Source organism: Hyphomicrobium sp. MC1 (assembly GCF_000253295.1).
In the GTDB taxonomy this organism is placed as follows: domain Bacteria; phylum Pseudomonadota; class Alphaproteobacteria; order Rhizobiales; family Hyphomicrobiaceae; genus Hyphomicrobium_B.
The window spans coordinates 2,185,052-2,207,536 of record NC_015717.1 but is presented as its reverse complement, the minus strand read 5'-3'; the positions used below and the strand labels follow the sequence as shown (position 1 = coordinate 2,207,536).

Sequence of the window (22,485 nt, the reverse complement as noted above, 5' to 3'; positions counted from 1 at the left end):
TCACCGGTGCAAGCCTCGCACATGACGCCGGAGTCAAACTCGACTCCGGCGTTTTTTATGCGGCTGAGAGGACCGGGCAGCGACGATGAATAGAAGAGAGCGGCGGCGCGCAGAGGCAGTTTCGCGAGCGGCACCGCAGTCCGGTCGAAATGCCGACGTCGCCCGGCATTATCACGACGCAGTACAATCCTTGAAAGCGGGCCGTCTCGACGAATCGGAGATCGCTCATCGTCGTGTGCTCTCGCTCGTTCCTGAGCATCCGCCGAGCCTCCACCATCTCGGCCTGATCGCCTTCCAGCGCCGCGATCTGGAAGGCGCGGTCGATTTCATTCGCCAAAGCGTCACCGCCAAGCCCGACTATCACGAGGCGTGGCTCAACCTGGCAATCATCCTTGGCGAGCTGAGCCGTTCGAAAGAGGCCATAGAGGCTTGCCGTGAGTGTCTGGCTCTGCAGCCGGGGAACGCAAATGGTCACGCTATTCTCGGCAATCTCTTGCGCGTTGCCAACAACGACGCTGAGGCCATGACGGCTTACCTCAATGCTCTCAACTTAAAGCCGAACCAGCCGCTCGTTCTCGCGCGCCTCGGTGAACTTCACTTCAAATCGAACGACATCGAATCCGCGACGGCCTATTGCAACCGAGCGTTGGCGTTGGACCCGGAACTCAATGAGGCAAAAACTCTCGATCTGCGTCTCTCGACGATGCTCGGCTTGACTGGGACTCGCATCGCCGAAATCGAGGCCCAATCAGATTCTACCCAGGAGCGCGCCAGGAAGTTCGATCACTTGGCCACGTACCTGCGCGAAAATCGGCGCTTTGAGGAGGCAGCCGATCTCGGCCGTCGTGCCATCGTCGCCAACCCCGGTGTTGCCGATTATCATTTCAATCTGGCGCTCTCGTACGAAGGACTGGGATACCGCCACGATGCCTTGGCGAGTTATCAATCAGGTCTCGCGATCGACCCCAATCGTGCAGAGGGATATGCTTGTGTTGGCATGCTTCTCAGCAGCATGAACATGCACGCCGGTGCCGTTCAGGCCCTGGAACACGCGATAAAGCTCGATCCGAAGCTGGCGAATGCGTACTACAGCCTTGCGATCGTCCAGAAGCAGCGCGAAAATTACGATGAGGCGCGTGCGGCATTCCAGAAATGCCTTGAATGCGCGCCGGACGCCATCGTCAACCGCTTCGAATTCATAAATCTGCGGCGATTGATTTGCGATTGGGATGGCGTCGATGAAGAAGAGCGCGTCTGCCTCGAAATCTTCCGGACGAGAAACGTCAGCATTGCGCCCTTCCAGCTGATCGCATTGCGCGCGAGCCCCGCCGATCAACTCAAGGCGGCACAGAGTTATACCAGGACATTCGACGTTCCGCCGTCTTCGCGGTTTACTTCTTATCGCAGCCGCCTCGGGGCCGGGCAGCGCATCCGCGTCGGATTTGTCTCCTGCGATTTCTTCGAGCACGCAACCGCGATGCTTTTCGCCGAGGTGCTGGAGCGGCTCGATCGCAGCCGCTTCGAGATCTTTGGCTATTGCCACAGTCCCGAAGACAACAGTGCCACACGCCAGCGCTTGTTGCGGTCGTTCGAGCATCTGAAGAAAATCGGGACGATGCGCAATCGTGACGTGGCGCAGTCCATCCATGATGACGCCATCGACATACTTGTCGATCTCAAAGGATATACGCGAGACGCGCGCAGCGAGATTTTCGCCTATCGCGCGGCACCGATCCAGGTGAACTACCTGGGCTATCCAGGCACAATGGGCGCCGGGTTCATCGACTACCTCATCGCCGACGCGATGGTCGCGCCGATGGGTGCTCAGGAATTCTACACGGAACAGATCGTCCATCTGCCGCACAGTTATCAGCCGAATGATCGCCAGCGCCTAATCTCCGACGCGCCGATGTCTCGCGCCGATTTCGGATTGCCGGAAGACGCGTTCGTGTTCTGCTCCTTTAACAATAGCTACAAACTCAACGCGACGATGTTCGACGTCTGGATGCCGTTGCTGCAAAAGGTGCCGGGATCGGTCCTATGGTTGCTCGTGCCGAATACGACGTGCGCCGAGAATTTGCGCCGCGAGGCTGAGGCGAGGGGCGTCGATCCATCCCGGCTCGTTTTTGCCAAGCGCATGCCGATCGCCGAGCATCTCGCGCGTCATCGCTTTGCCGATCTTTTCCTCGATGCGCTGCCCTGTAACGCCCATACGACGACGACAGACGCACTGTGGGCCGGTTTGCCGGTCCTGACGTGTCTCGGCGACACATTTGCGGGCCGCGTCGCCGCCAGTCTGCTGTCGGCAATAGAGTTGCCCGAACTGATTACGACCAATCTCGCCGATTACAGCGACCTGGCGCTGGAATTGGCTCAGAACAAAACGAAGCTTGGCGCGATCCGACAGAAGCTCGCGGCGAATAGAGAAAGCGCACCGCTTTTCGATCCCGCGCGATATACGCGCAATCTCGAAAGATCGTTCGAGATGATGCTCGACATCAAGCGCGCGGGTGACGCGCCACGTCCTTTCACCGTGATCGAGACCGAGGCGACGGATATCGCGCCATCTCCGATCAAGATTCCAGCGGAATAGAGCTAAGCTGAAGCAGCGCGTCTATTCGCACAGTGTCAGATGCCGCTTGCGTTCCTTCATGTCGAGGTGAAGGTGATCGCGGTGAGCTTCGTTCGTGTCAGGCCCGAGCACGGTATCGAAAATATTGCAGGCGCCATCGTGCGCTTGGTGCAGGAAGGCCGACATGGCCTGCTTTTCCTGCTCCGCCTTTAGCTCTTCCGGAGATTTCGCCTTCGCTTTCGGATCGGCTTTGGGTTTCTCGTCGCTCTTGTCTTTTTCATCGTTCTTCTTGGCGATGTCGTGCGCGCCGAGCTTGGACGCGGCGACCTGGAACTTTGCCTTCTCGGCGGGCGCTGCGGCATCGCTCGCCTTTTGCGCCCGTTTCAGTTCCTCTTCCGTCGGGCCCCAGTCCTTCGAAATGCGGATGACCTTGCCGTCCGCTAGAACGAAGGCCGAGACGTCAATGGCATTCATCAGGGCATGCTCGCTGATGGGCGCACGCGCAAGCCCGTAGCGGTTGCGGCACGAGTAGGCCCCCGCAATGACGCGCACAATCGATGAACCGAAGTTTTTTTTCGCGGCGGGCTCGAGCTTGTCGGTGACCCACGAGTTGAGCCCGGCGATCATCTGGCAGTTGAGCGTTGCTGCGGGCTCAATTCTGACCTTGCTCTCACCGACCGCCTTCAGAAGATATGGAGCCGGCGCGCCGCAAATACCTTCGCGGACCGGCGGCAATTCTTCGCTGACGACGGTGATTTTGCCGAGCAGCCGCGTACAATCCTGCTTCGCCGACGCGATCTCGGTCTCGGTCCAATCGGGCGCGCTCTGTTTGCCTGGCGGCACCGGTTTCGCCGAGGCCTCGCTCTGGGCGGGCAGCGTCGGAACTGTCTGGCCTGCATTCGATAACGCCGGCAAATTCGGTCCGGCCGCATCCGCCGCTTTGTCCGTCGGCGCCGCGTCGGCCTTTTTGTCGGCAGGCGGGCTGTCGGCTTGAAGCGTCGGCGCCTTCGGTGATGAGGGAATAATCGGCGGAATATCGACTCGCGCATGCAACTCAAGTGCAGGCGGCGAACTCAGCCGTCCGGCGCGAACAATGTAGAAGCTGTTGGGTTCGAAGAAGGGCAGCAGCAGCAGGCCGAAGAAGACGATGCGCGTGAGCAGAACAGATGAGCGAACCGCAAGTTCATCTGCCTTGACGGCAGCCTTGGAACGAAACGCCAAGGCCAGAGCTAACAGTTCCTGTTGCCTGCTCAAGACGGATCCTATTCGCTGAAGCTCCCGACGGGTCTGATGCGCTTTGAATGCTTAAGTTCGATAGCCCTAAAATTTGACGACAGATGGCCTTAGCCGCGCGCAAAGGCAAAATCTCAGACCCCTTCGAACGAGAGGGGCCTTTCGAAACGCTAATAAGGGCGTGAAGTTCCGCCGACGGCGATTATGACCGGGATTTCTTCAAATTCGGTCAACGTGGGCGAGCTGACGCTTTTTGAAATCTCGTGGCGTCATTCCAACCAAGGCTTTAAAGAGCCGTCCGAAATGCGAGACGTCGCCGAACCCCCACGAATAGGCAATGTCGCTGATCTGCCGATGCGCTTGCGCCGGGTCAGCAAGCGCCGCCTGGCACTTTTCGATCCTTTTGCTGAATAATAGGCGCTGAAGGGACGTCTGCTCGGCATCAAGCAATTGATTGGCGTAGCGGACCGAAATGCCGGCAGCGCTGGCCAGGTCTTCGCATGTTGCACTGCAATTCGACAGGTTGTCATCGACGACGGATTTCAGCCGAAGGAGAGAGGCGAGACGTGCCGATGAATGAACGAAATCGTCACCTTCGGAATCCTTCAGCGCGAGTGCGACGAGATCAAGCAGCTGCAGCTTGACCTGCGATTGCGAGGACGCGCTCAGATAGGAAAGCTGGTCGGGCAGCAATTGGGCAAACGTCGAAGCCAGTGCGCCACCGCCGTGCCGCCCATCGACCCGCCGGGCGGTCCATCGCGCCAGCGGACCGAGCCGCACTTCGCAATCGCGACGCGAAACTTCAATCACCAGGCAGTAAGCATCAGGGGATTGAACAAACGTGCCGAGACGCCCCGCATCGACAACGCAGAGATCGCCATTCTTGAGCTCGGCCTCGCGGCCGTCTTGTGTAATTCGGACACTGCCGCCGAGCTGCACTGCAATGTGCACGACATCTGCAAGCTGGGCTGCCTGGCGCTTGGTGCGCCACGCCGTCATTCCATTACAGCGAAAAATCGAAATCGCCATGCCGGGCAGCCGCAGATGCCGCAGGTAGCCCTCGAAACGCGTCGGTTGGTCTGGCCGCGTCTCGAAAGGGCCGAATACCTTACGGCTCGTCTCGAACCAGTATTCGAACCGATCGCGCGGATGAACATCTGATGTGGAAATGGACCATTCTGTCAGCTCGTCCCCGGCTGACTGAGTGGAATCCTCAAGAATGCGCAACATTTTTTTATCCCTGCCCGCCGAGAGATGATACGGCCCGAGGGATGAACGTCAAACGCAAAGAGAGAGGAGCCGCCGATAATTCTACGGATGGAACTATCGGCGGTGTCGGCAGTTATGATGGGTTATTCTTTATGCGGACGCTGCCGTTTCGTCGTGTGCGGACAGGATCGACTTTAGAGTCGAGACAAATTGGCTCGCCTCGGCAGCAGGGACGCCCGCCAGCAGTTTCTTTTCGACGCGCGAGTAGAGACGGTCAGCGCCCGCAATCGCTTTTGCGCCGCGCTTGGAGAGGCGGACGCAATAGGCGCGACCGTCGAGCGGCGAGCGTTTGCGCTCAAGTAGGCCTTTGCGGATAAGACGGCTGACGATTCCTGCGACCGTAGAACGGTCGATGCCCGTAATCGTGACGAGATCGGTCTGGCTCAGGTTTTCCTGGCGGGAGATCGCCGTAAGGATGGCAAGCTGGCGAAGGGTCAGGTCGTTGTCGGCAGTTTCCGTAGAATAAAGCTGCGTTGCGCACTGATCGACGCGCCGAAGAAGATGAATAACCGAGCGCTGAAGATGGGCTGCAGGCTGCTGGCTCATTGTCGAAGTGTCCCTCCATAAGAAAGCGTGCGATTGATCAGCACGCAAATGCTCAGTGGAGAAAACAGTAGTCGGCCTCTGTTTTCTCTACTCATCAGGGCTTGAAAGTCGGATGTGAGGGAGATTGCGGAAAATTTAGGTGAGCGTGAACGTGCACAGATTGTTCTGAGCGAGAGAACAAACCCGCACCTAAAACCGCGCGTGCGGGCATGCCGCATGTGCCTGACGCACAAGGTTCACATTGCGCGTCGGATTTCGCCGAAGGTCGAATTGTTCGCAGACATCAGCCATTCCATTCGCGTCTGCACGTAAAAAGGGCAGGGGATTCGTGGCAACACGGCCTGGACTTCGCGCGCCAAATCGTATCCGTGGAATGATACTTTCTGTCGGATGCGCCATCATCCGCCCATAGGCCTGCGCAAGACGTGCGGCGACCAGGGGAGGGGGCTTTGGCGACGATCATTGCCGTACACGGAACGTTTGCGGCGCCGACATCGGCTGATCCGAACGGCGGTCCGATGCCGGAATTGCAGTGGTGGGAAGCGGGTAGCACGTTCGAAAAGGACATGCGCGCCTTCGTCGAGGCGCGGGACGGAGAACTGAATTTCGTTCCATTCCCTTGGGCCGGTGACAACAGCGAAGTCGAGCGGCGAGAGGCTGGCGACCGGCTGACGAAAGTCATGCGCGACCTCGAAACCAAGAGCGAGCCCTACTGCATCGTTGGCCATAGCCACGGCGGCTCCATCGTCTCCGACGCATTGCTGAGCAACGCCGCCCGCCGCCATCCGCTCGCCAACCTTAAGCGCTGGATCACAGTCGGCACGCCATTCCTGAAGCTCCGGAAAGAGCTTTGGTTACTTACCCGTTTGAGCTTGATGCGGAAGGTGATCTTCGTCGCCTCGATGATGCTGCTGATCATGTATCTCGTGTATCTGATCGCGACACAGTTCGACGGCGGACGAACCTTGTTCGGCGGAGTCTTTCCTCGCGTATCGATCTTTACCGGCGTTCTTGCAAGCTTACCGGCCTTGGTCTTCTATGTCGTCCTGCACTGGCTGGACAGCCGCAGTCTGCTCAGCTACCGAAAACGAACGACGAGCCGTGCCCGCTCAAATTTCGCCCCGCGATGGTTGCCGCTGTCTCATCCCGATGACGAAGCGATCCAAGGGCTCTCGCTGCTGCCTGACGCCAAGCTCGATTTTTTTGATAAATCGTTTGCCGTTTCGTCGATCACGCTCCTGTCGGTCATTGCACTGCCGATCATCTATTTTGCCATTCTGCTCTCGCCGGCCAAGATGGTTGGAATCGCGAACTGGATGAAAACCGAGATTTACGACGCCAACGCTTCACCCGAAGCGGAGGCGGCGTTGAAGGATCTTCGCAGCCAGCTGATGGCCGCTTGGCGCGGCGAAGGCGAGGCCGTGAAGACTGACAGCGGCGCGGCCGTTCCAAAGCCGTCGGATCCGAAGGCTGCGTGGCAGCAATATCGCCAGAAACGCAACGAACTGGAGCAAAAATACCCCAATCTTGACGCCATCGAACGGGGAATGCGCTTCAAGAAACGCTTCTTCGAGAAGAACGGGCAGCCCTGCGAGACGCTCTGCGGAAACGGTGAAGATATCGCGACAAACAGCGGGCTTCTGCTGCACGTCGTCACCGACGAATTATCTTGGGCGCTGGGAACGACAGACCTGCGAGACCCACGGCTGCGCTGGTTTGGTACGATCTTCGTGCCCGCGATTATCGTTCCAGCCATTCTTGGCATTTTGGCTCTCGTTCTTATGGTCGTGATTCAAGGCATCGCGACAGTGGTCAGCGCGGGATTGGCGAAAATCCTGAATGGCATCACGAACTCGGAAGTAAAGCGCGCCGCTTACGGCAACGACACAGACGGCGAGGTTGCTATCGGTGCCCTGGACCGGCCGACGTGGGTCGAAAAATCTCAGCCGCGCCTTCCGGCGGCGGTCGCCGATCTCGTCACCAATTACTCCAATGCCGCCGCAAGTTTGACGATCGCCAAGTTCCGCCACGCGATCGGGCAAATCCGGTTTGCCGTACCGCCGCATACAGCCGATACTGCCATCAGCACGTATTTCACCTGGAAAGAACTGGTGCACGCGTCCTATTTCGACGTGCCCGAATTTCGCAAGCTGATCGCTCAGGCCATCAGCCGGTCGGACGGCTTCGTGGCGAGCGCACGCTTTCGCGCCGATCCGGATTTCGCGCGGACGGCCGAGTGGCTCGATGCCATCGAGAACGCACCTGGCACCACCGAAGAGCCCGCCGACCGCGAGCCGACGCCAGGCGACTCCAAGGCCGTTGCGGCCGTCGTCGGATCGACTGTGAAAGCCTCGCCCTAGCCGAGATGAACGAGGCCTCGGGCATCACCACCGCACGGTGCGGCCCAGATAGTCCACATATTTCAGGCCCGGATTCCCCGTCTGCGCCGATATCGTGTCGACGACGCGCGGAATGCTTTCCTCGATCCCGAGCGTCGCGTGTGGGCCGCCCATGTCGGTGCGGACCCAGCCCGGCGCAATGATAACGAGAGAGCGGCGGCTGCCACGTTGCCTGGCCGCGTAGCTGCGCATGAACGTATTGAGCGCCGCCTTGCTCCCGCGATAGACCTCCCAGCCGCCATGCTCGTTATCGGCCACGCTGCCGAGGCCCGACGACATGACGCCGATGGTGCCGGACGGCGAGACGAGCCCATCTAGTGCATCGATCACACGCATCGGGCTGAGGGCGTTGGTGACCATCACGCGAATAAACTCGTCCGTCGAAACATTGCCGATCGTTTCATCCGGATCGTTAGCGACACCCGCGTTGACGAACAGCAGGTCGAACGTTCTCCCCGCCAGCCGATCATGCAATGCCGCAACTTGATCTTGCGCCACGATATCGACCGTTTCGATTTCGAGCGATCCGGTGTGTCTCGCTTGCAGATCGTGAAGCGCTGTTTTCGTCTGGCCGCGCACGGTCGCAACCACGTGCCAGCCGCGTCGCAGATATTCCTCGGCGAGGGCGAGGCCCAGGCCGCGCGACGCGCCGACAATCAACGCTGAAAGTCTTTTGTCGGACATGGATTGTTTCCTTTCGATAATTCCAATTGTTGAGATCGGTCCCGCCCGGACGCAGTCTCACACCGCGAAACATCGTGCATCCAGAGCGCGGTTGCGAGTGCGGTTGTGTCAAGGGTTTGATGACAAGAAAGAACGGCGACGCAGGCAACGCGCTCAAAATATCAATGCGAGCTTTATGAATGAAGGAAAAAAGCCCCTCCGCGTTTCGCCGCGAGCACACTGCTTCCGGAAGCTGCGTGCCATCGGCGCTCAGTTCTTGACGCGCTCGGGCAAGGCTGATTGCTATGCCGCCCGCATAGGCGTTGGAGCGTGGGGAATGACGAAAGAGCAGCATGAAATCGAGGGTGAAGGTTCGCAGCGGGAAAGTGGAAATTCTTCCGGCATCAGCAGCCGGTCATTTTCTGCAGCGATATCGGCGCTGGCACTCGCATTCTCGGGTTACAGCCTTTGGGACAGCTCGCTGAAAGCGCCGGATATCAAGATTTTCGTGCCGCCTGTCATTCAATTCAGCGCGCCTTATAACAACAGCAACTTCGAAGTCATAGAAGTTCCCGTCACGCTCCTGAACGACGGCGGCCGGACCGGAACCGTCATGTCGATGGAGTTGGAAGCAACCAACACCAAAACCAATGAGACCAAGCATTTCTACGCTGCCAATTTTGGCCGCTGGTCCATGGAAAAAGCCCGTTCGCTGGCTTTCGATGCGTTCGCGCCCATTCCCTTGCCGGGCAAGGCGAGCAAGACTGAGACCGTCCTTTTCTTCACCGATGGCGCGAAAGAGAAGCCGGACCAGCTCATTCGCGATCCCGGCGTCTACAAATTCCGCTTGGTCCTCGACAAAGCCGAAGTGAACGATTTCGGGCCGCTCGACAAGTTTTTCCATCGCGGTCCAGCCGAAGTAACGTTCGCCATGGAATTGCGCGATTACGACGCTCGCGCTTTCAACGTCGGCACGCTGCCTCTCTATTCGACGACCGGACGCTCAGCGAAAGGCGGGGACGCACCACCACAATAGTTGTCATAATGTTCCCGGCCATCGGTTGGGACGTAAGAGGACTAGCGAAGTTCGTTCGTCGCCCGTTTAAATCGTGTTTTAGGCCGCCGTTGCTGTAATCGCGATTTCCGCAATGGCGACGTCACCGTCCGTCACATAGTGGTTGACGCGTCCGGTCTTCACCTGATCGCCAGCGCGATAGAGTCTTGCACCCGCGATGGCGCCGCAGCCGGTCAATTCGCTGACGATGAATTCGCGTTCGATGTCGGTATCGGGGTCGGTCGCGTGCGTGATTTGGAAGGTCAGCCGCGTAAGGGAAAATCCTGTGTCGCGTGTGCCGGCGCCGATCCAAAGAACGCGCTCCTCTTCGCCGGGACGATCGGTATTGAGCCAGAAGTCGAGCGTATTGGCGTTCGCCTGCGCATAGTCGAGCCCTTGCGCCCAAAAGCGGATGTGATGACGTTTGCGCGGGCTGTTATCGATTGCCTTTTGAAAGCCGATATCCTGTCCGCGTCCGAATAAGTACAGCGTGCTGAACGGCGCCGTCGGATAGGGTTCGTTGAGGACGAAGGCCTTCGCCATGCGCCACGAGCTTTCCAGCGTCAGACGATCTGCTTCAACCCAACCCGCGGCGGCGAAGGCATCGCGCAGCTGTTGGAATGTCCCGGCCAGCGCCACGTTGATCGGATCGCCCGGAAGTCCATCGCCCGTGATCGTGAAGCTTGGTACATGTCGCGCCCGCTGGATTTTGAGACCCATCCTGACTGCATTCGGAAGGATGAGATAGGCGCCAATTGCGTAGGCCACGCTCAGCGCCAGGATCGGTGGCAACCGGTGATCGACGAACTTGAAGACGTCGACGATCAGCCAGATGCTCAAAGCGCCGAGGCCAAGAATGGCCACGCGTTGCAAAAGCCGAATTGCTCGTCTCACCATGCGCTGCTACAGCCCGGTCGATCGCACAAACCCGACGTTATTAAGAGTGTTTGGATTGGCGTTGCAAAGGAAGTTTGCGCGGGTGGTTGATCGCGCTATGCATCGGCGCCAGCGTCGACGGCGACACAAATGCCCCCTCCAATCGGCACGCAAAGCAGGTACAAAGAGGCCGTGACCATTGTTTTGATGGCGCGCATTCGACGCTGCTGCACTGCCAGGTTTTTATGCAATATCAAGCACATAGGTTTTCTGTTGCACCGATGATGGATTGGACTGACCGGCATTGCCGCGTCTTCCACCGCCGTCTGACGAAGCGTGCGCTGCTTTACACCGAGATGGTCACCGCTGATGCCGTCATTCATGGCGACCGCGAACGATTGCTCGGATTTTCCGCCGAGGAGCACCCGATCGCTTTGCAACTTGGCGGCTCGGACCCGGCGAAGCTTGCGACCGCCGCGCGGATCGGTGCGGACCTCGGTTACGACGAGATCAACCTCAACGTCGGCTGCCCTTCGGATCGCGTTCAGGAAGGTCGCTTCGGTGCGTGCCTCATGGCAGAGCCAGAGCTTGTCGCCGCGTGCGTCTCCGCCATGCGCGAAAGCCAGCCTGTCCCCGTCTCGGTCAAGTGCCGCATCGGCATCGACGATCAAGATGCCGAGGCCGATCTGACACGCTTTATCGACGTCGTCGCTGATACTGGTTGCACCTCGTTTGTTGTCCATGCTCGCAAGGCTTGGTTGAAAGGCCTCTCGCCGAAGGAAAACCGCGAGGTGCCCCCGCTCGATTATCAGCGCGTGTATCGGCTGAAGGCGCGACGGCCTGATCTCACCATAGTCATCAATGGCGGCATCGAAACCATCGCCGATGCTGAGACGCATCTCGAACACGTCGATGGCGTCATGCTCGGCCGCGCCGCTTATCAAAACCCGTATATTCTCGCGGATGTCGATCGGGCCATCTTCGCCGACGCATCCGCACCGCCGACCCGAGGCGAGGCATTGACCGATCTGCTTCCCTATGTCGAACGTCACGTCGCCAACGGCGGCCGGCTGTCGAACGTCACGCGTCACATTTTGGGCATCTATCACGGTCAGCCGCGTGGCCGCGCGTTCCGCCGCCTGTTGAGCGAGAGCGCAACCAGCGCTTCCGCCACCGCTGAGGTGCTGAGCGAGGCGATTGCGCTCGCAGAGCATGGCTTCGGACGGCAAGACCGTCCCGATGCAGCCTGAACCGACAGCATGGCATTCTCAGCACTCCCGACACATCATCTGATTGAATTGCTGGCCCTGCTTGCTGGCGCGGGGCTGCTCGCCGGATTTTTGTCGGGCCTTCTCGGCATCGGCGGCGGCGGTGTTCTCGTCCCGGTCCTCTATGAAGTCTTCGGCGCGGCAGGCGTTTCCGAAGACATCCGCATGCACATCACGCTCGGCACGACGCTCGGCGTCATCGCGCCGACCGTATTTCGCTCGTTTGCCGAATATCGGGCCCGAGGTACAGTCGATACCGGCATCGTCAGGCGCATGGGGCCGTGGATTTTTCTCGGCGTTAGCGTCGGTATCGTCGTCGCGTACTACGCCAGCAGCGAAGTTTTGCGCTGGATATGGGTGGTTTTCGGCTCAGCGTTGGCCATCAAAATGTATCTCGGCCGCGACGACTGGAAGATCGCCGACACGCTCCCACGTCGCCCGTGGCTGGAAATCGCTGCCTTCCTGATTGGCTTGGTATCGACGCTGATGGGCATCGGCGGCGCGACGTTCACGGTGCCGCTATTCACGCTACATGGCATGCCGTTACTGAGAGCCGTTGGAACCGCGACAGGCATCGGTACGGTGATCGCGGTTCCGGGAATCGCCGGCTACATCATCTCAGGCTGGGGCGAGCAGGGATTGCCACCGCTTTCGCTCGGCTACGTGAGCCTCGGCGCGTTGCTGATCGCGCCGCTCGCAGTCTTTGCCGCGCCCTATGGCGTGAGGCTCGCGCACGGCATCTCGAAGCGCGCACTGGAACTCGCGTTCGCAATCTTCCTGACGACCGTCGTCTCGCGTTTCCTCTGGACGCTTTTTTGACTGGCGCTGGCGCTCCCCTGCGGGGAGCCGGCCGCCAGCACAAAATGTGTGGCAGGAAGGCAGACATTATGTGCGCACCGGCGGCCGGCGCGCGCTACGCTTAAACAGCTATCTTCTGATTGTATTCGCCGACTTCGGGGAAGCGCGAAAGCTGCTGGTCGATGTCCTTGAAGATCGCCTTCATATTGGCTTCCGAGGTCGGGCTTTCGACCACAACGACCAACTCCGGCTTATTCGATGATGCGCGGACAAGGCCCCACGTCCCGTCTTCCAGCATCACGCGCACGCCGTTGACGGTGATGAGATCGCGGATCGCCTGGCCTGCAATCGTGCCTCCGCTCTCTTTCTGTTTCGTATAGTGCTCGGTGATCCGATCAACGACGCCGTACTTTTTCTCGTCGTCGCAATGCGGCGACATCGTCGGCGAGCCGTAGGTTTTGGGAAGCGCGTCGCGCAGATCGGCAACCGTTTTTCCAGGACTGCGATCGAGCATGTCGCAAACGGCAATCGCTGAAACGAGGCCATCGTCGTAGCCGCGGCCAAGCGGCTCATTGAAGAAGAAGTGGCCCGACTTTTCGAACCCGACCAGCGTCTTGTGTTCGAAATTATAGCGCTTGATGTAGCTGTGGCCGGTCTTCCAATAGCTCGTCGTCGCCCCGTTAGCGATCAGCACGGGATCGGTCGTGAACAGGCCCGTCGACTTTACGTCGACAACAAACTTTGCCTTCTTGTGGATCGCCGAAATATCGCGCGCCAGCATCACGCCGACCTTGTCCGCGAAGATTTCATGGCCGTCGTTGGCAACAACACCGCAACGGTCGCCGTCGCCGTCGAAGGCCAAGCCGACATCCGCGCCGGTTTCGAGAACCTTTGCAGAGACCGCATGAAGCATCTTCATGTCTTCGGGGTTCGGATTGTGGTTCGGGAAGGTGTAGTCGAGATCGGTGTTGAGGGGCACGACTTCGCAGCCGATCGCTTCCAGCACTTGCGGTGCAAAGGCGCCCGCAGTGCCGTTGCCGCAAGCCGCGACGACCTTCAAGCGGCGCTTCAGCTTCGGGCGATTGGTCAGCGCCTTGGTATAGCGCTCGGCAAGATCGGAAACGAAGATATAGCGCCCGCCGGTCTTGGCTTCGAACTCACCGTTGAGAACGATCGACTTCAATTCGGACATATCGTCGGGTCCGAACGTCAGCGGCCGCGACAATCCCATCTTGATGCCGGTCCAGCCATTATCGTTATGGCTTGCCGTCACCATTGCGACGCCTTCGACGTCGAGTTCGAACTGCGCGAAGTAGGCCATCGGCGACAGCGCGAGGCCGATGTCATGCACCTCGCATCCGCCGGCGAGCAGGCCGGTCATCAGCGCCTGCTTCACCGCGGCGGAGTACGAGCGGTAGTCGTGGCCGACGACGATGCGTTTCGGCACGCCTCGGCGCGCAAACAGCGTCGCCATGCCGAGCCCGACGGCATTGAGGCCCATCAGGTTGATTTCCTGCGGGTAGAGCCAGCGCGCGTCGTATTCGCGGAAGCCGGTCGGCTTGACGAGCGGAAGGCGCTCGAAGTCGGCGGTGTTGGCCTTCAGGTCAGCGCGTGGCTTCGGTAGCATGAGGTTCTCCTCGAACGTGGTTCATTCGGGGACCTTAACGCGCTTTGGCATGCGCGTGGTTCCGACGGCCGCTCTATCAGCAATGTTCTGGGCGGAATAGTGGAATAGTCACTCTTCAAGCTCGAGTTTGTCACCGCGCATCTCGACGCGCGACAGCCGCCCCAAAAACGACATGCCCAGAAGCGTGCGTTCGGAAGCACCTCGTTCCGACACCACGCCTTTGACGTTTCGCACGGTGATATCGCCGATTTCGATGCGCGAAATCGTGACTGGCGCGACACGTGCAATGCCGTTCGCTGTTTGAGCCGTATGTGTGAAATCCGACGGTTTCACGAAAATTCCGGCTCTGACGGCATCGTTATAGGTCAATGCAACGAGAGACGCGCCCGTATCCACCATCACGCCGATTTCCCGGCCGTTGATTTCGGCCTCCGTCAGAAAGTGGCCATATTGACCAGCAGGCAGCGTCACCGAGTTGGAAGCATGCGAGGCAACGACTGGTGCATCCAAAGCGGGGGAGGGTGCCGTATCGGTCTGATCGGCAACCATAGGTGCCGGATGTAGCCGGTCCATGATACCGGCGACGATGCCAGGATGTGTCAGGGTATAGGCAAGTCCAACCGCGCCAACAGCCGCGATGGCGAAGGACGCGAAAAGACTGGCCGTGGCCGACGACATTTCCATTGCCCTTTCAACAGCGCCGCGAACCCTTGACTCGGGGCGCAGCTATTGCCGAAGCGTCGCGAAATTGCCTGCCACTTCATATGACCCGAGACGTCTTAAAAAACTGGAACCGAGAAGGGTTTCGTTAAGAGTTCCAGCCTTCGCCACCAAGCCCTCGACATCATTCATGACGAGCGGCCCGATGCGGACGGATTTGAGACGCACCGGCGCCAGATAGCTCGTGCCATTGGCGGTCCTGAGCGGGGTATCGTAGGCGAGGGTGCCCACATCGATGCCGGCCTTTTCGGCGTCCGATTGTTTGAGGATGACTGTCGCCGCGCCGGTATCGATGCGTGCCGTCAGCGCCGCGCCGTTGATCTCCGAATTGGCCAGAAAGCCGCCGTCGTCTGCGCGGCGAAGGAGGACGGACGCCGAAGCATCCCGCGGCGTCGGTACCGCGGTATCGTTCGCGTGCCGCGCAAAGGTCATGACATCGGCAAGCGAGAACGCCACGTCCTTGTTGAAAGCACCCATGACGAGCACCCCACCCGCGATGCAAGCCGCCAGCGTCGGCCAGACGGCGAGCCGCCGTTCGCCGCGATGGCTCAGAAGCGTGGCGATGTAGAGCGCGAGCAGAATGCCGATGACGGACGCTGCGACTGGGAGGTTCGGAATCGCATCGAAATTGAAGCCACCAAGCATCGACGCGCCCAGCACTCCGGCGAGCCCGACGACCACGACGAAAAGCAGAAAGATCAGCATGCCCCGGCCTTGTTGAGTGAGAAGATGGTGATTAGCGCGCCTCTCCGGCCACCCGCATCGGTGCTTCGGAACCGAACGATGAAGACGAGGGGCGCATCCGCGGTTGCCGCGGCTGCCGCGGCGCACAGGGATCGCGGTGACGTTCCTGTCCCACGGGCTGCAGCGGCGATAGCGGATTGAGAACGCGCTGAGGCGGTATCGTTACGGTCACTTCGGTGCCCTTGCGCAACTCAGACTGCAGGTCGAACGTGCCGCCATGCAGATGGATCAGGTTCTGCACGATGGAGAGTCCGAGCCCGGTGCCGCCTTCGGCGGTTTCGTGCGCGAGCGAGCCCTGGCCGAATGCCTGCAGGACGCGCGGGATCTCATTCTTCGGAATGCCGGGTCCGGTGTCGGCGACCGTCAGGAACTGGCCGCCATCCTGGGTATTTCCGACGATCAGCGTGATGCGGCCGCCCTTCGGCGTGAACTTCAGTGCGTTCGACAGCAGATTGAGGCAAATCTGGCGCATCGCGCGCGGGTCGGCCCACACCTGCGATACGTCCGGGGTGAAATCTTCGACGATCATCAGCGCTTTTGAATCGGCCTTGATCTTCACCAGCCGCTGGCAATCCTCGGCAATATCGGTCAGGCGGATCGGTTCTTCGCTCAGATCGTAGCGCCCGGCCTCGATCCGCGAGAGGTCGAGAATTTCGTTGATGATGCAGAGCAGGTGGTCGCCGCTCTTGTAGATGTTGTGAGCGTAATCGCGATAGACGTCATTGCCGATGGGGCCGAGCAACTCGCGCTCCATGACTTCCGAAAAGCCCATGATGGCGTTCAGCGGTGTGCGCAGCTCGTGGCTCATCGTGGCAAGGAAGCGGGACTTCGCCTTGTTCGCGGCTTCGGCGCGGCGCCGGGCTTCGTCCGAGATGGCTGTGGCTTCTTCGAGTTCAGAGATCAAGCCGTCCTTTTCCGCTCGGTATTCGACCATCGCCAGCGCCGTCGAGTGCAGCCCGCGCGCCAGATAGACGAAAAAGACGTGGATGCCGATCGCCATCGAGCCGAGGGCGAAATAGAACGGATCGCCAAGGGAGAAGAGACGCGCCGCAACCGCAACCGTCATCGGCACGGTGCCTGCGAGAAAGAGTTGTGGTAGCGTTGATGCAAATGTCATGCGGATCGCCAGCACGACCATCAGCGTCGCGAAAATAAACACATGCGATGAGAACGTCGCGGGCGACATAAGATGGTGCCCGCCGCCGCCATGGATCGACATGCCGATCAGCGCGAACGCCGCGAGCGCAAAGCCGTTGACGAGTTCGATGCGGACGAAATGGCGGCGCCACTGTCCGACATTCACCTCGGTGCGCGGAATGGAGAGCAGCCGCCGGCACTGATCGAGCATATAGACGCGCGAGATCGACACGATCGCAATCCAGGTCGTCGCCTCCGTGAAGGACGCCCAGAACATCGACGTGATGTAGAAGATGAAGCACAACGCCGGCATGGCGAAGGGCGCGCTCGTTTCGTTGCGCGCAAACATCGTCAGAAGTTCGTATTCGAATTCCGGCTTATTGGCGGTGCCATGCGTGAGCTTTTCCCGGAAAGACCTAAGGTCATTCCGAGATTGGGTCTGCCGCATAGAGAGCGCTCCGTCGACAGCCGTTGCCTCGACACTCTGAACGTTGTCGTCCATCCCGCGAGCCGTTATTCCCATTCCATGAATTTGCGCGTGCTCATGCCGGGCGCAGTTCGTAAATTGGCGGCAATTCGTTAAAGCAAGCCTTAAAGGTCTCCTTCGCCGGTCGAAAAGGAGGCTACACAACCAGAGCGAAGGAAGCCGCAAATGGGGCGTTGGCGACGCTGGAGACGGCGAAACTGGGCATCCTTTGTTAAGCTTGCGCTGGTTTTAACTTTGTTTGCCGCAGTCATCGTCAACGGCCACCGCCACTGGAACACGCGGTGGCACCGTGCCGACCCGGCCGATCCCTATCCGCCAACGGTCACCGGCTATGGAGATCCTATTGACGGCGACAGCCTATGGGTCGGCAAAGAAGGGGTGCGCCTCAAAGGCATAGACGCGCCGGAATGGCGACAAGGCTGCGAGAAAAACGGCACGCGCTGGGATTGCGGGGCGGCGGCGCGGGACGAACTGGTCCGTGCTATTGGCGATGATGACGTCACCTGCGCCATCGAAGAACGCGACGTCTACGGCCGAATGCTGGGTCGCTGCTCAGCTGGCGGCCGCGATCTTAATGCGCAAATGATCGTCTCCGGCATGGCAGTCGCCTATGGCGCATACTGGGACGAGCAGGCCGTCGCGCGTGCCGAGCGCAGAGGAATTTGGGCCGGAGCTTTTGAAGAGCCGCGCGATTGGCGTCGCGAGCACGCCTCCGGGGATGACAGGTGAACCATGCACATCATCGAGACACACGCCGCTCCGAGCCCCAGACGCGTGAACATATTCCTGGCCGAGAAGGGCATCGTCGTTCCGCGCGAGGAACGCGATATGATGACCGAAGACCTTAAAAGCGGCGACTTTGCTAAGCTCAATCCCTGGCATCGCGTTCCGGTTCTGGTTCTCGATGACGGGCGGACGATTTCTGAGACCGTCGCAATCTGCCGTTATTTCGAGGAGATAAAGCCTGAGCCGCCGCTGTTGGGCGTCGGTGCCATCGGCAAGGCCGAAGTCGAGATGTGGAACCGGCGCGTCGAGCTGGGTTTGTCGAGCGCTGTGTTCAGTGTTTTCCGCCACCTTCATCCGAAAATGGCCCATCTCGAAGTGCCCCAGGTCGCGGAGTGGGGGGAGGCTAATAAAGAGAAAGTTGCATTCGAACTTGGCCGCCTCGATGCCCGCCTTGCCGACAGCCGCTTTATCGCTGGAGACGATTATACGATCGCCGACATCACGGCTCTCGTCGCCGTCGATTTCATGCGGCCCGCCCGCCTCGGCAGACCGGATGTGTTTGCCAACGTTACGCGTTGGCACGGAGAGGTTTCAGCCCGGCCGAGCGCAAAAGCTTGACGTCCATCGGACGATACGTGGAAAATATTACCAATCATCACGTTGACAGACAGAATATATAGAATAATAATCTCAAAACGCGACGCGAAAGCGTAAAATGTTGTTCTCTTGGCCAGGGCGGTGCCGATGCTCGACGAAATGGACGTTAAAATCCTGCGCATTCTGCAGCAGGATTGCACGCGCCCCGTTGCTGACATCGGCAAGGAAGTCGGCCTTTCGACGACACCCTGCTGGCGGCGCGTGCAGAAGCTCGAAGAGTCGGGCGTCATCCAGCGCCGGGTCGCCATTCTCGATGCGCAACAGGTGAATGCCGGCGTGATGGTGTTCGTCTCGATCAAGACGGACAAGCACTCGCTCAACTGGCTGGAAAAATTTCACGCCGCTGTCGCGGAATTTCCCGAAGTTGTCGAATTCTATCGGATGTCCGGGGAGATCGACTATCTGCTTCGCGTCGCGGTGCCCGACATCGCGGCCTACGACGCCTTCTACAAAAAGCTGATCTCGCGCGTCGATATCGCCAAGGTGTCGTCGGCCTTCGCGATGGAGCAGATCAAATACACGACCGCCCTTCCGCTGCAGTTCGCGATCACCGAGCGTTCGGGAAAGAGCGAGCGCGCCGAAGTGTAAGAGCCTAGCCGTCAGTCCGACGTTTTGGGTTTGAGGCGCGCGATCAGGCTCGATGTATCCCAGCGGCTCCCGCCGTGGGCCTGAACGTCCGCATAGAAACCGTCGACGACTTTTGCCACCGCCAGATCGGCGCCGTTCGATTGTGCTTCATCGAAACAGATCGCGAGATCCTTGCGCATCCAGTCCACGGCGAAACCGAAGTCGAATTTGCGCTCGTGCATGGTCTTCCAGCGGTTGTCCATCTGCCACGATTGCGCCGCGCCCTTCGAGATCGTCTCGATCAGCGCCGTCACATCCAGCCCGGCGCACTCGGCGAAATGGATCGATTCCGCCAGCCCCTGGACGAGCCCTGCGATCGCGATCTGGTTGCACATCTTGGCAAGCTGCCCTGATCCGGAAGGTCCCATGAGACGGACAGCGCGCGCGAAGCAAGTGATCAGCGGCTCAGCCTTCTCGAATGCGCTTTTGTCGCCGCCAGCCATGACGGTCAGCACGCCGTTTTCGGCGCCCGCCTGGCCACCCGAAACGGGGCAGTCGAGAAATGCGAAGCCGCCGGACTGTGCCGCCGCCGCCAGTTCCCGTGCGACCTTGGCCGACGCTGTCGTGTGGTCGACGAAGATCGTGCCCGCACCCATGGACTGAAAAGCGCCGTCTGGGCCGGTCGTGACGCTGCGCAGGTCGTCGTCATTCCCGACGCACGCAAACACCACCTCGCAGCCACGCGCGGCTTCCGCTGGCGTAGCAGCGACTGTGCCGCCGAACTGCTGCTGCCATTTCTGGGCTTTGGCGGCAGTCCGATTGTAGACGACGACATCATGGCCGCCGCGCGTCTTCAGATGCCCAGCCATGGGATAGCCCATGACGCCGAGACCGAGCCAAGCCACCTTCGCCATATTGTCTGTTCCTGTTCCGCTTCGCCGTGCGTCTCATCCGACCACGGCGGCTGATGACAAAAAGCAACGCCGGGATCAACTGCCATTGTCCCGGCGTCTGCTCGACTGATGTTGCGAAGAGACCGCTAGTAGCGGCGGTTCTGAGCGGCCCACGGGTTGCCGCGGTCAAATCCGCGCACCGGCTGAGCGCTCGCGATGCAGATGACGCCGTTGCGCCGGTCCTTGTGGCAATTGACGTTCTTTCCCACGGCAGAACGCCACTCGGAAAATTCCGGGCCATAACGGTCGGCAACCTTGCTGCGCCAGCCCTGGATTGCGGCCCGGCGGGCATCATCCTGCCGAACGCTTAGGGGAACACCGTCATCGGGGGCCGAGGCTTGGACTTCGATCCGCGGCATGGTGCCGACATCTTGAATCGGCGGTCCGCCCACGCCGCGCGGCGGTTGAACTGACGGTGGAGGCGATCCACCACCGTTCCGGGCAGGCGAAAAGACATCTTGGGAGGGAGAGTAGTGGCCCCACGGCGACGAATAGGCGTCACCGGCAGGCGCGGGCGCATTGCCGCTGCTCTGATAGGCATCGGATTCACCAGCTTGGTAGGGAGGCGCCGCCGCGCCTCCGACGCCGGGAGGCGAACTCTGATGGTTCGGCGTGTAGCTGTCCGGCGGCGGGTCGGTCGGCTGGCCGCCGGTATTGTTGACCCCCCTGTAGGGCGTGTATTCGAACGTCTGCGCGCTTGCAGGCAGGGCAAAGCCCACAAGCAGGGCCGCCACCGCGGCAATCGACTTCAGGGGCAGACGGGCCATTTACGTTCTCCGGACGGCGAATCGGTGGAAGTTATCGCCGGTAGATGCACGGGCCTGAGCAAATGCTGAATGGCGACGGGCCAAAAGCTGGTAGCGCCACGCTGCCGAGCAATATGCTAAGGAAAGACCTTCCATTAAACCTCCCGGACGATAATGACAAATTTGGCGAAACTTGATTCCCGGCCCCTATCCGTAACCTATGGCGATGTGGTCCGCGCGGCAGAGGCGATCCGCGGGGCCGTCGTTCCGACGCGCTTCGAGCCAAGCCGAACCCTCAGCACCCTTCTCAACGCCGAAATCTGGCTGAAGTTCGAGAACTTGCAGTTCACCGCGTCCTACAAGGAGAGGGGGGCCTTAAACAAGCTCCTGTCGCTGTCGGACGTCGAGCGGCAAAATGGTGTGATCGCCATGTCGGCCGGAAATCATGCCCAGGGTGTGGCCTATCACGCCCACCGTCTCGGCATCCCGGCAACAATCGTGATGCCGGCTTCGACGCCCACCATCAAGGTCGAGAACACCCGCAGCCATGGGGCCGAAGTCATTCTCGAAGGTCAGACGCTGGAAGAATCCTACGCCTTCGCCGTCGCCTATGGGGCCGAGCGCGGCATGACCTTCGTTCATCCGTTCAATGATCCGGCCGTGATTGCGGGGCAGGGAACGGTTGCGGTTGAGATGCTTGCGGTCGCGCCCGACCTCGATGTGCTGATCGTGCCGATCGGCGGCGGCGGATTGATCTCGGGCATGGCTGTCGCCGCGAAAGCGATCAACCCCAAGATCAAGATCATTGGCGTCGAGGCGCAGCTCTACCCGTCAATGCTCAACGCCGTGAAACACGCCTCGTTGCCCATCGGCGGCGATACCCTCGCGGAAGGCATCGCCGTCAAGACGCCAGGCAGCCTGACGCAAGAGATTGTCGAAGCCCTGGTCGACGATATTCTGCTCGTCTCAGAAGCCGATCTCGAACGCGCCGTGTCACTACTGATCACGATCGAGAAGACGGTCGTCGAGGGCGCAGGCGCCGCCGGGCTCGCCGCGTTGATCGGCGCGAACAGGCTTTATAAGGGCCGCAAGATCGGTCTGGTTCTCTGCGGCGGCAATATCGACACGCGGCTGCTGGCCAGCGTTCTGACGCGCGAGCTTGCCCGTGACGGCCGCCTGTCACGCCTTGCCATCGACCTTCCCGACCGGCCCGGCCAGCTCGCCAAAGTCGCGGGCGTGATCGGCGGCGTCGGCGCCAATGTCGTCGAAGTTTATCATCAGCGCGTTTTTACCGACGTTCCTGCGAAAGGCACCGAGCTTCACCTCGTCATCGAGACGCGCGATCGCGCGCATCTCGATCTTGTCGTGGCCGGGCTGAAGGCGGCGGGCTATTCGGTGATGGTGAAGAGTTCCACCGGCGCCGGAGCGCCCTGACCGCCAGAA

Annotated in this window: 20 protein-coding genes; 9 read left to right on the top strand and 11 right to left on the bottom strand. The window is 60.2% G+C overall.

The window, feature by feature from the left end; all coding sequences use genetic code 11:
- The first annotated feature begins 85 nt into the window (after positions 1 to 85).
- Complete coding sequence (locus tag HYPMC_RS10740; RefSeq protein ID WP_013947955.1) at positions 86 to 2,593, top strand: tetratricopeptide repeat protein; 2,508 nt, start codon at positions 86 to 88, stop codon at positions 2,591 to 2,593.
- 21 nt (positions 2,594 to 2,614) lie between these two features.
- On the opposite strand, the gene HYPMC_RS10735 is transcribed toward HYPMC_RS10740, so the two are convergent.
- The 3 genes from HYPMC_RS10735 to HYPMC_RS10725 form a co-directional block, all read right to left on the bottom strand.
- The gene (locus HYPMC_RS10735; protein ID WP_013947954.1) at positions 2,615 to 3,826 is read right to left on the bottom strand and encodes an extensin family protein; all 1,212 of its coding nucleotides are present in this window, start codon (positions 3,824 to 3,826) and stop codon (positions 2,615 to 2,617) included.
- A gap of 198 nt (positions 3,827 to 4,024) precedes the next feature.
- Positions 4,025 to 5,035, bottom strand: coding sequence for a helix-turn-helix domain-containing protein (locus HYPMC_RS10730; RefSeq protein WP_013947953.1), 1,011 nt, complete (start codon positions 5,033 to 5,035; stop codon positions 4,025 to 4,027).
- 129 nt (positions 5,036 to 5,164) lie between these two features.
- Positions 5,165 to 5,620 carry a MarR family winged helix-turn-helix transcriptional regulator gene (locus tag HYPMC_RS10725; protein WP_013947952.1) on the bottom strand — a complete coding sequence of 152 codons (456 nt, stop codon included), beginning with the start codon at positions 5,618 to 5,620 and terminating at the stop codon, positions 5,165 to 5,167.
- Between the two features lie 449 nt (positions 5,621 to 6,069).
- On the opposite strand from HYPMC_RS10725, the gene HYPMC_RS10720 reads away from it, so the two are divergent.
- Positions 6,070 to 7,980, top strand: coding sequence for a hypothetical protein (locus HYPMC_RS10720; RefSeq protein ID WP_013947950.1), 1,911 nt, complete (start codon positions 6,070 to 6,072; stop codon positions 7,978 to 7,980).
- A 24-nt stretch (positions 7,981 to 8,004) separates the two neighbouring features.
- Here the strand turns inward: HYPMC_RS10720 and HYPMC_RS10715 are convergent, their stop codons facing one another.
- The gene (locus HYPMC_RS10715; protein WP_013947949.1) at positions 8,005 to 8,703 is read right to left on the bottom strand and encodes an SDR family NAD(P)-dependent oxidoreductase; all 699 of its coding nucleotides are present in this window, start codon (positions 8,701 to 8,703) and stop codon (positions 8,005 to 8,007) included.
- Between the two features lie 316 nt (positions 8,704 to 9,019).
- Here HYPMC_RS10715 and HYPMC_RS10710 point away from each other — a divergent pair, with 316 nt between their 5' ends.
- Positions 9,020 to 9,718 carry a hypothetical protein gene (locus tag HYPMC_RS10710; protein ID WP_155831226.1) on the top strand — a complete coding sequence of 233 codons (699 nt, stop codon included), beginning with the start codon at positions 9,020 to 9,022 and terminating at the stop codon, positions 9,716 to 9,718.
- Between the two features lie 78 nt (positions 9,719 to 9,796).
- On the opposite strand, the gene HYPMC_RS10705 is transcribed toward HYPMC_RS10710, so the two are convergent.
- Positions 9,797 to 10,633, bottom strand: a complete 837-nt coding sequence (locus tag HYPMC_RS10705) for an LssY C-terminal domain-containing protein (protein WP_013947946.1) — start codon at positions 10,631 to 10,633, stop codon at positions 9,797 to 9,799.
- 224 nt (positions 10,634 to 10,857) lie between these two features.
- Here HYPMC_RS10705 and dusA point away from each other — a divergent pair, with 224 nt between their 5' ends.
- Together dusA and HYPMC_RS10695 are read left to right on the top strand one after the other, a co-directional pair.
- Entirely contained in the window at positions 10,858 to 11,862 is a 1,005-nt protein-coding gene (dusA, locus tag HYPMC_RS10700) for a tRNA dihydrouridine(20/20a) synthase DusA (RefSeq protein WP_013947945.1), read from the top strand.
- 9 nt (positions 11,863 to 11,871) lie between these two features.
- Complete coding sequence (locus tag HYPMC_RS10695) at positions 11,872 to 12,699, top strand: sulfite exporter TauE/SafE family protein (protein ID WP_013947944.1); 828 nt, start codon at positions 11,872 to 11,874, stop codon at positions 12,697 to 12,699.
- A gap of 100 nt (positions 12,700 to 12,799) precedes the next feature.
- On the opposite strand, the gene HYPMC_RS10690 is transcribed toward HYPMC_RS10695, so the two are convergent.
- The 4 genes from HYPMC_RS10690 to HYPMC_RS10675 form a co-directional block, all read right to left on the bottom strand.
- Complete coding sequence (locus tag HYPMC_RS10690; RefSeq protein ID WP_013947943.1) at positions 12,800 to 14,305, bottom strand: phosphomannomutase/phosphoglucomutase; 1,506 nt, start codon at positions 14,303 to 14,305, stop codon at positions 12,800 to 12,802.
- Between the two features lie 108 nt (positions 14,306 to 14,413).
- A complete protein-coding gene (locus HYPMC_RS10685) occupies positions 14,414 to 14,983 on the bottom strand; it encodes a TIGR02281 family clan AA aspartic protease (RefSeq protein WP_013947942.1) in 570 nt (189 codons plus the stop codon).
- 48 nt (positions 14,984 to 15,031) lie between these two features.
- The gene (locus HYPMC_RS10680) at positions 15,032 to 15,730 is read right to left on the bottom strand and encodes a TIGR02281 family clan AA aspartic protease (RefSeq protein WP_013947941.1); all 699 of its coding nucleotides are present in this window, start codon (positions 15,728 to 15,730) and stop codon (positions 15,032 to 15,034) included.
- A 31-nt stretch (positions 15,731 to 15,761) separates the two neighbouring features.
- Positions 15,762 to 17,408: a HAMP domain-containing sensor histidine kinase gene (locus tag HYPMC_RS10675; protein ID WP_013947940.1), complete on the bottom strand. Its 1,647-nt coding sequence runs from the start codon at positions 17,406 to 17,408 to the stop codon at positions 15,762 to 15,764.
- 150 nt (positions 17,409 to 17,558) lie between these two features.
- Here HYPMC_RS10675 and HYPMC_RS10670 point away from each other — a divergent pair, with 150 nt between their 5' ends.
- The 3 genes from HYPMC_RS10670 to HYPMC_RS10660 all read left to right on the top strand — a co-directional run bounded on the left by HYPMC_RS10670 (position 17,559) and on the right by HYPMC_RS10660 (position 19,364).
- Complete coding sequence (locus tag HYPMC_RS10670; protein WP_013947939.1) at positions 17,559 to 18,122, top strand: thermonuclease family protein; 564 nt, start codon at positions 17,559 to 17,561, stop codon at positions 18,120 to 18,122.
- A 3-nt stretch (positions 18,123 to 18,125) separates the two neighbouring features.
- Positions 18,126 to 18,737, top strand: coding sequence for a glutathione S-transferase family protein (locus HYPMC_RS10665; protein ID WP_013947938.1), 612 nt, complete (start codon positions 18,126 to 18,128; stop codon positions 18,735 to 18,737).
- Between the two features lie 126 nt (positions 18,738 to 18,863).
- Positions 18,864 to 19,364, top strand: coding sequence for an Lrp/AsnC family transcriptional regulator (locus HYPMC_RS10660; RefSeq protein ID WP_013947937.1), 501 nt, complete (start codon positions 18,864 to 18,866; stop codon positions 19,362 to 19,364).
- An 11-nt stretch (positions 19,365 to 19,375) separates the two neighbouring features.
- Here HYPMC_RS10660 and HYPMC_RS10655 read toward each other — a convergent pair whose 3' ends face one another.
- Complete coding sequence (locus HYPMC_RS10655) at positions 19,376 to 20,257, bottom strand: NAD(P)-dependent oxidoreductase (protein WP_013947936.1); 882 nt, start codon at positions 20,255 to 20,257, stop codon at positions 19,376 to 19,378.
- Between the two features lie 125 nt (positions 20,258 to 20,382).
- Complete coding sequence (locus HYPMC_RS23240) at positions 20,383 to 21,063, bottom strand: hypothetical protein (RefSeq protein ID WP_013947935.1); 681 nt, start codon at positions 21,061 to 21,063, stop codon at positions 20,383 to 20,385.
- Between the two features lie 153 nt (positions 21,064 to 21,216).
- Here HYPMC_RS23240 and HYPMC_RS10645 point away from each other — a divergent pair, with 153 nt between their 5' ends.
- On the top strand, positions 21,217 to 22,476 hold the full coding sequence (locus tag HYPMC_RS10645) for a threonine ammonia-lyase (RefSeq protein WP_013947934.1): 1,260 nt from the start codon (positions 21,217 to 21,219) through the stop codon (positions 22,474 to 22,476).
- Positions 22,477 to 22,485: the final 9 nt, after the last annotated feature.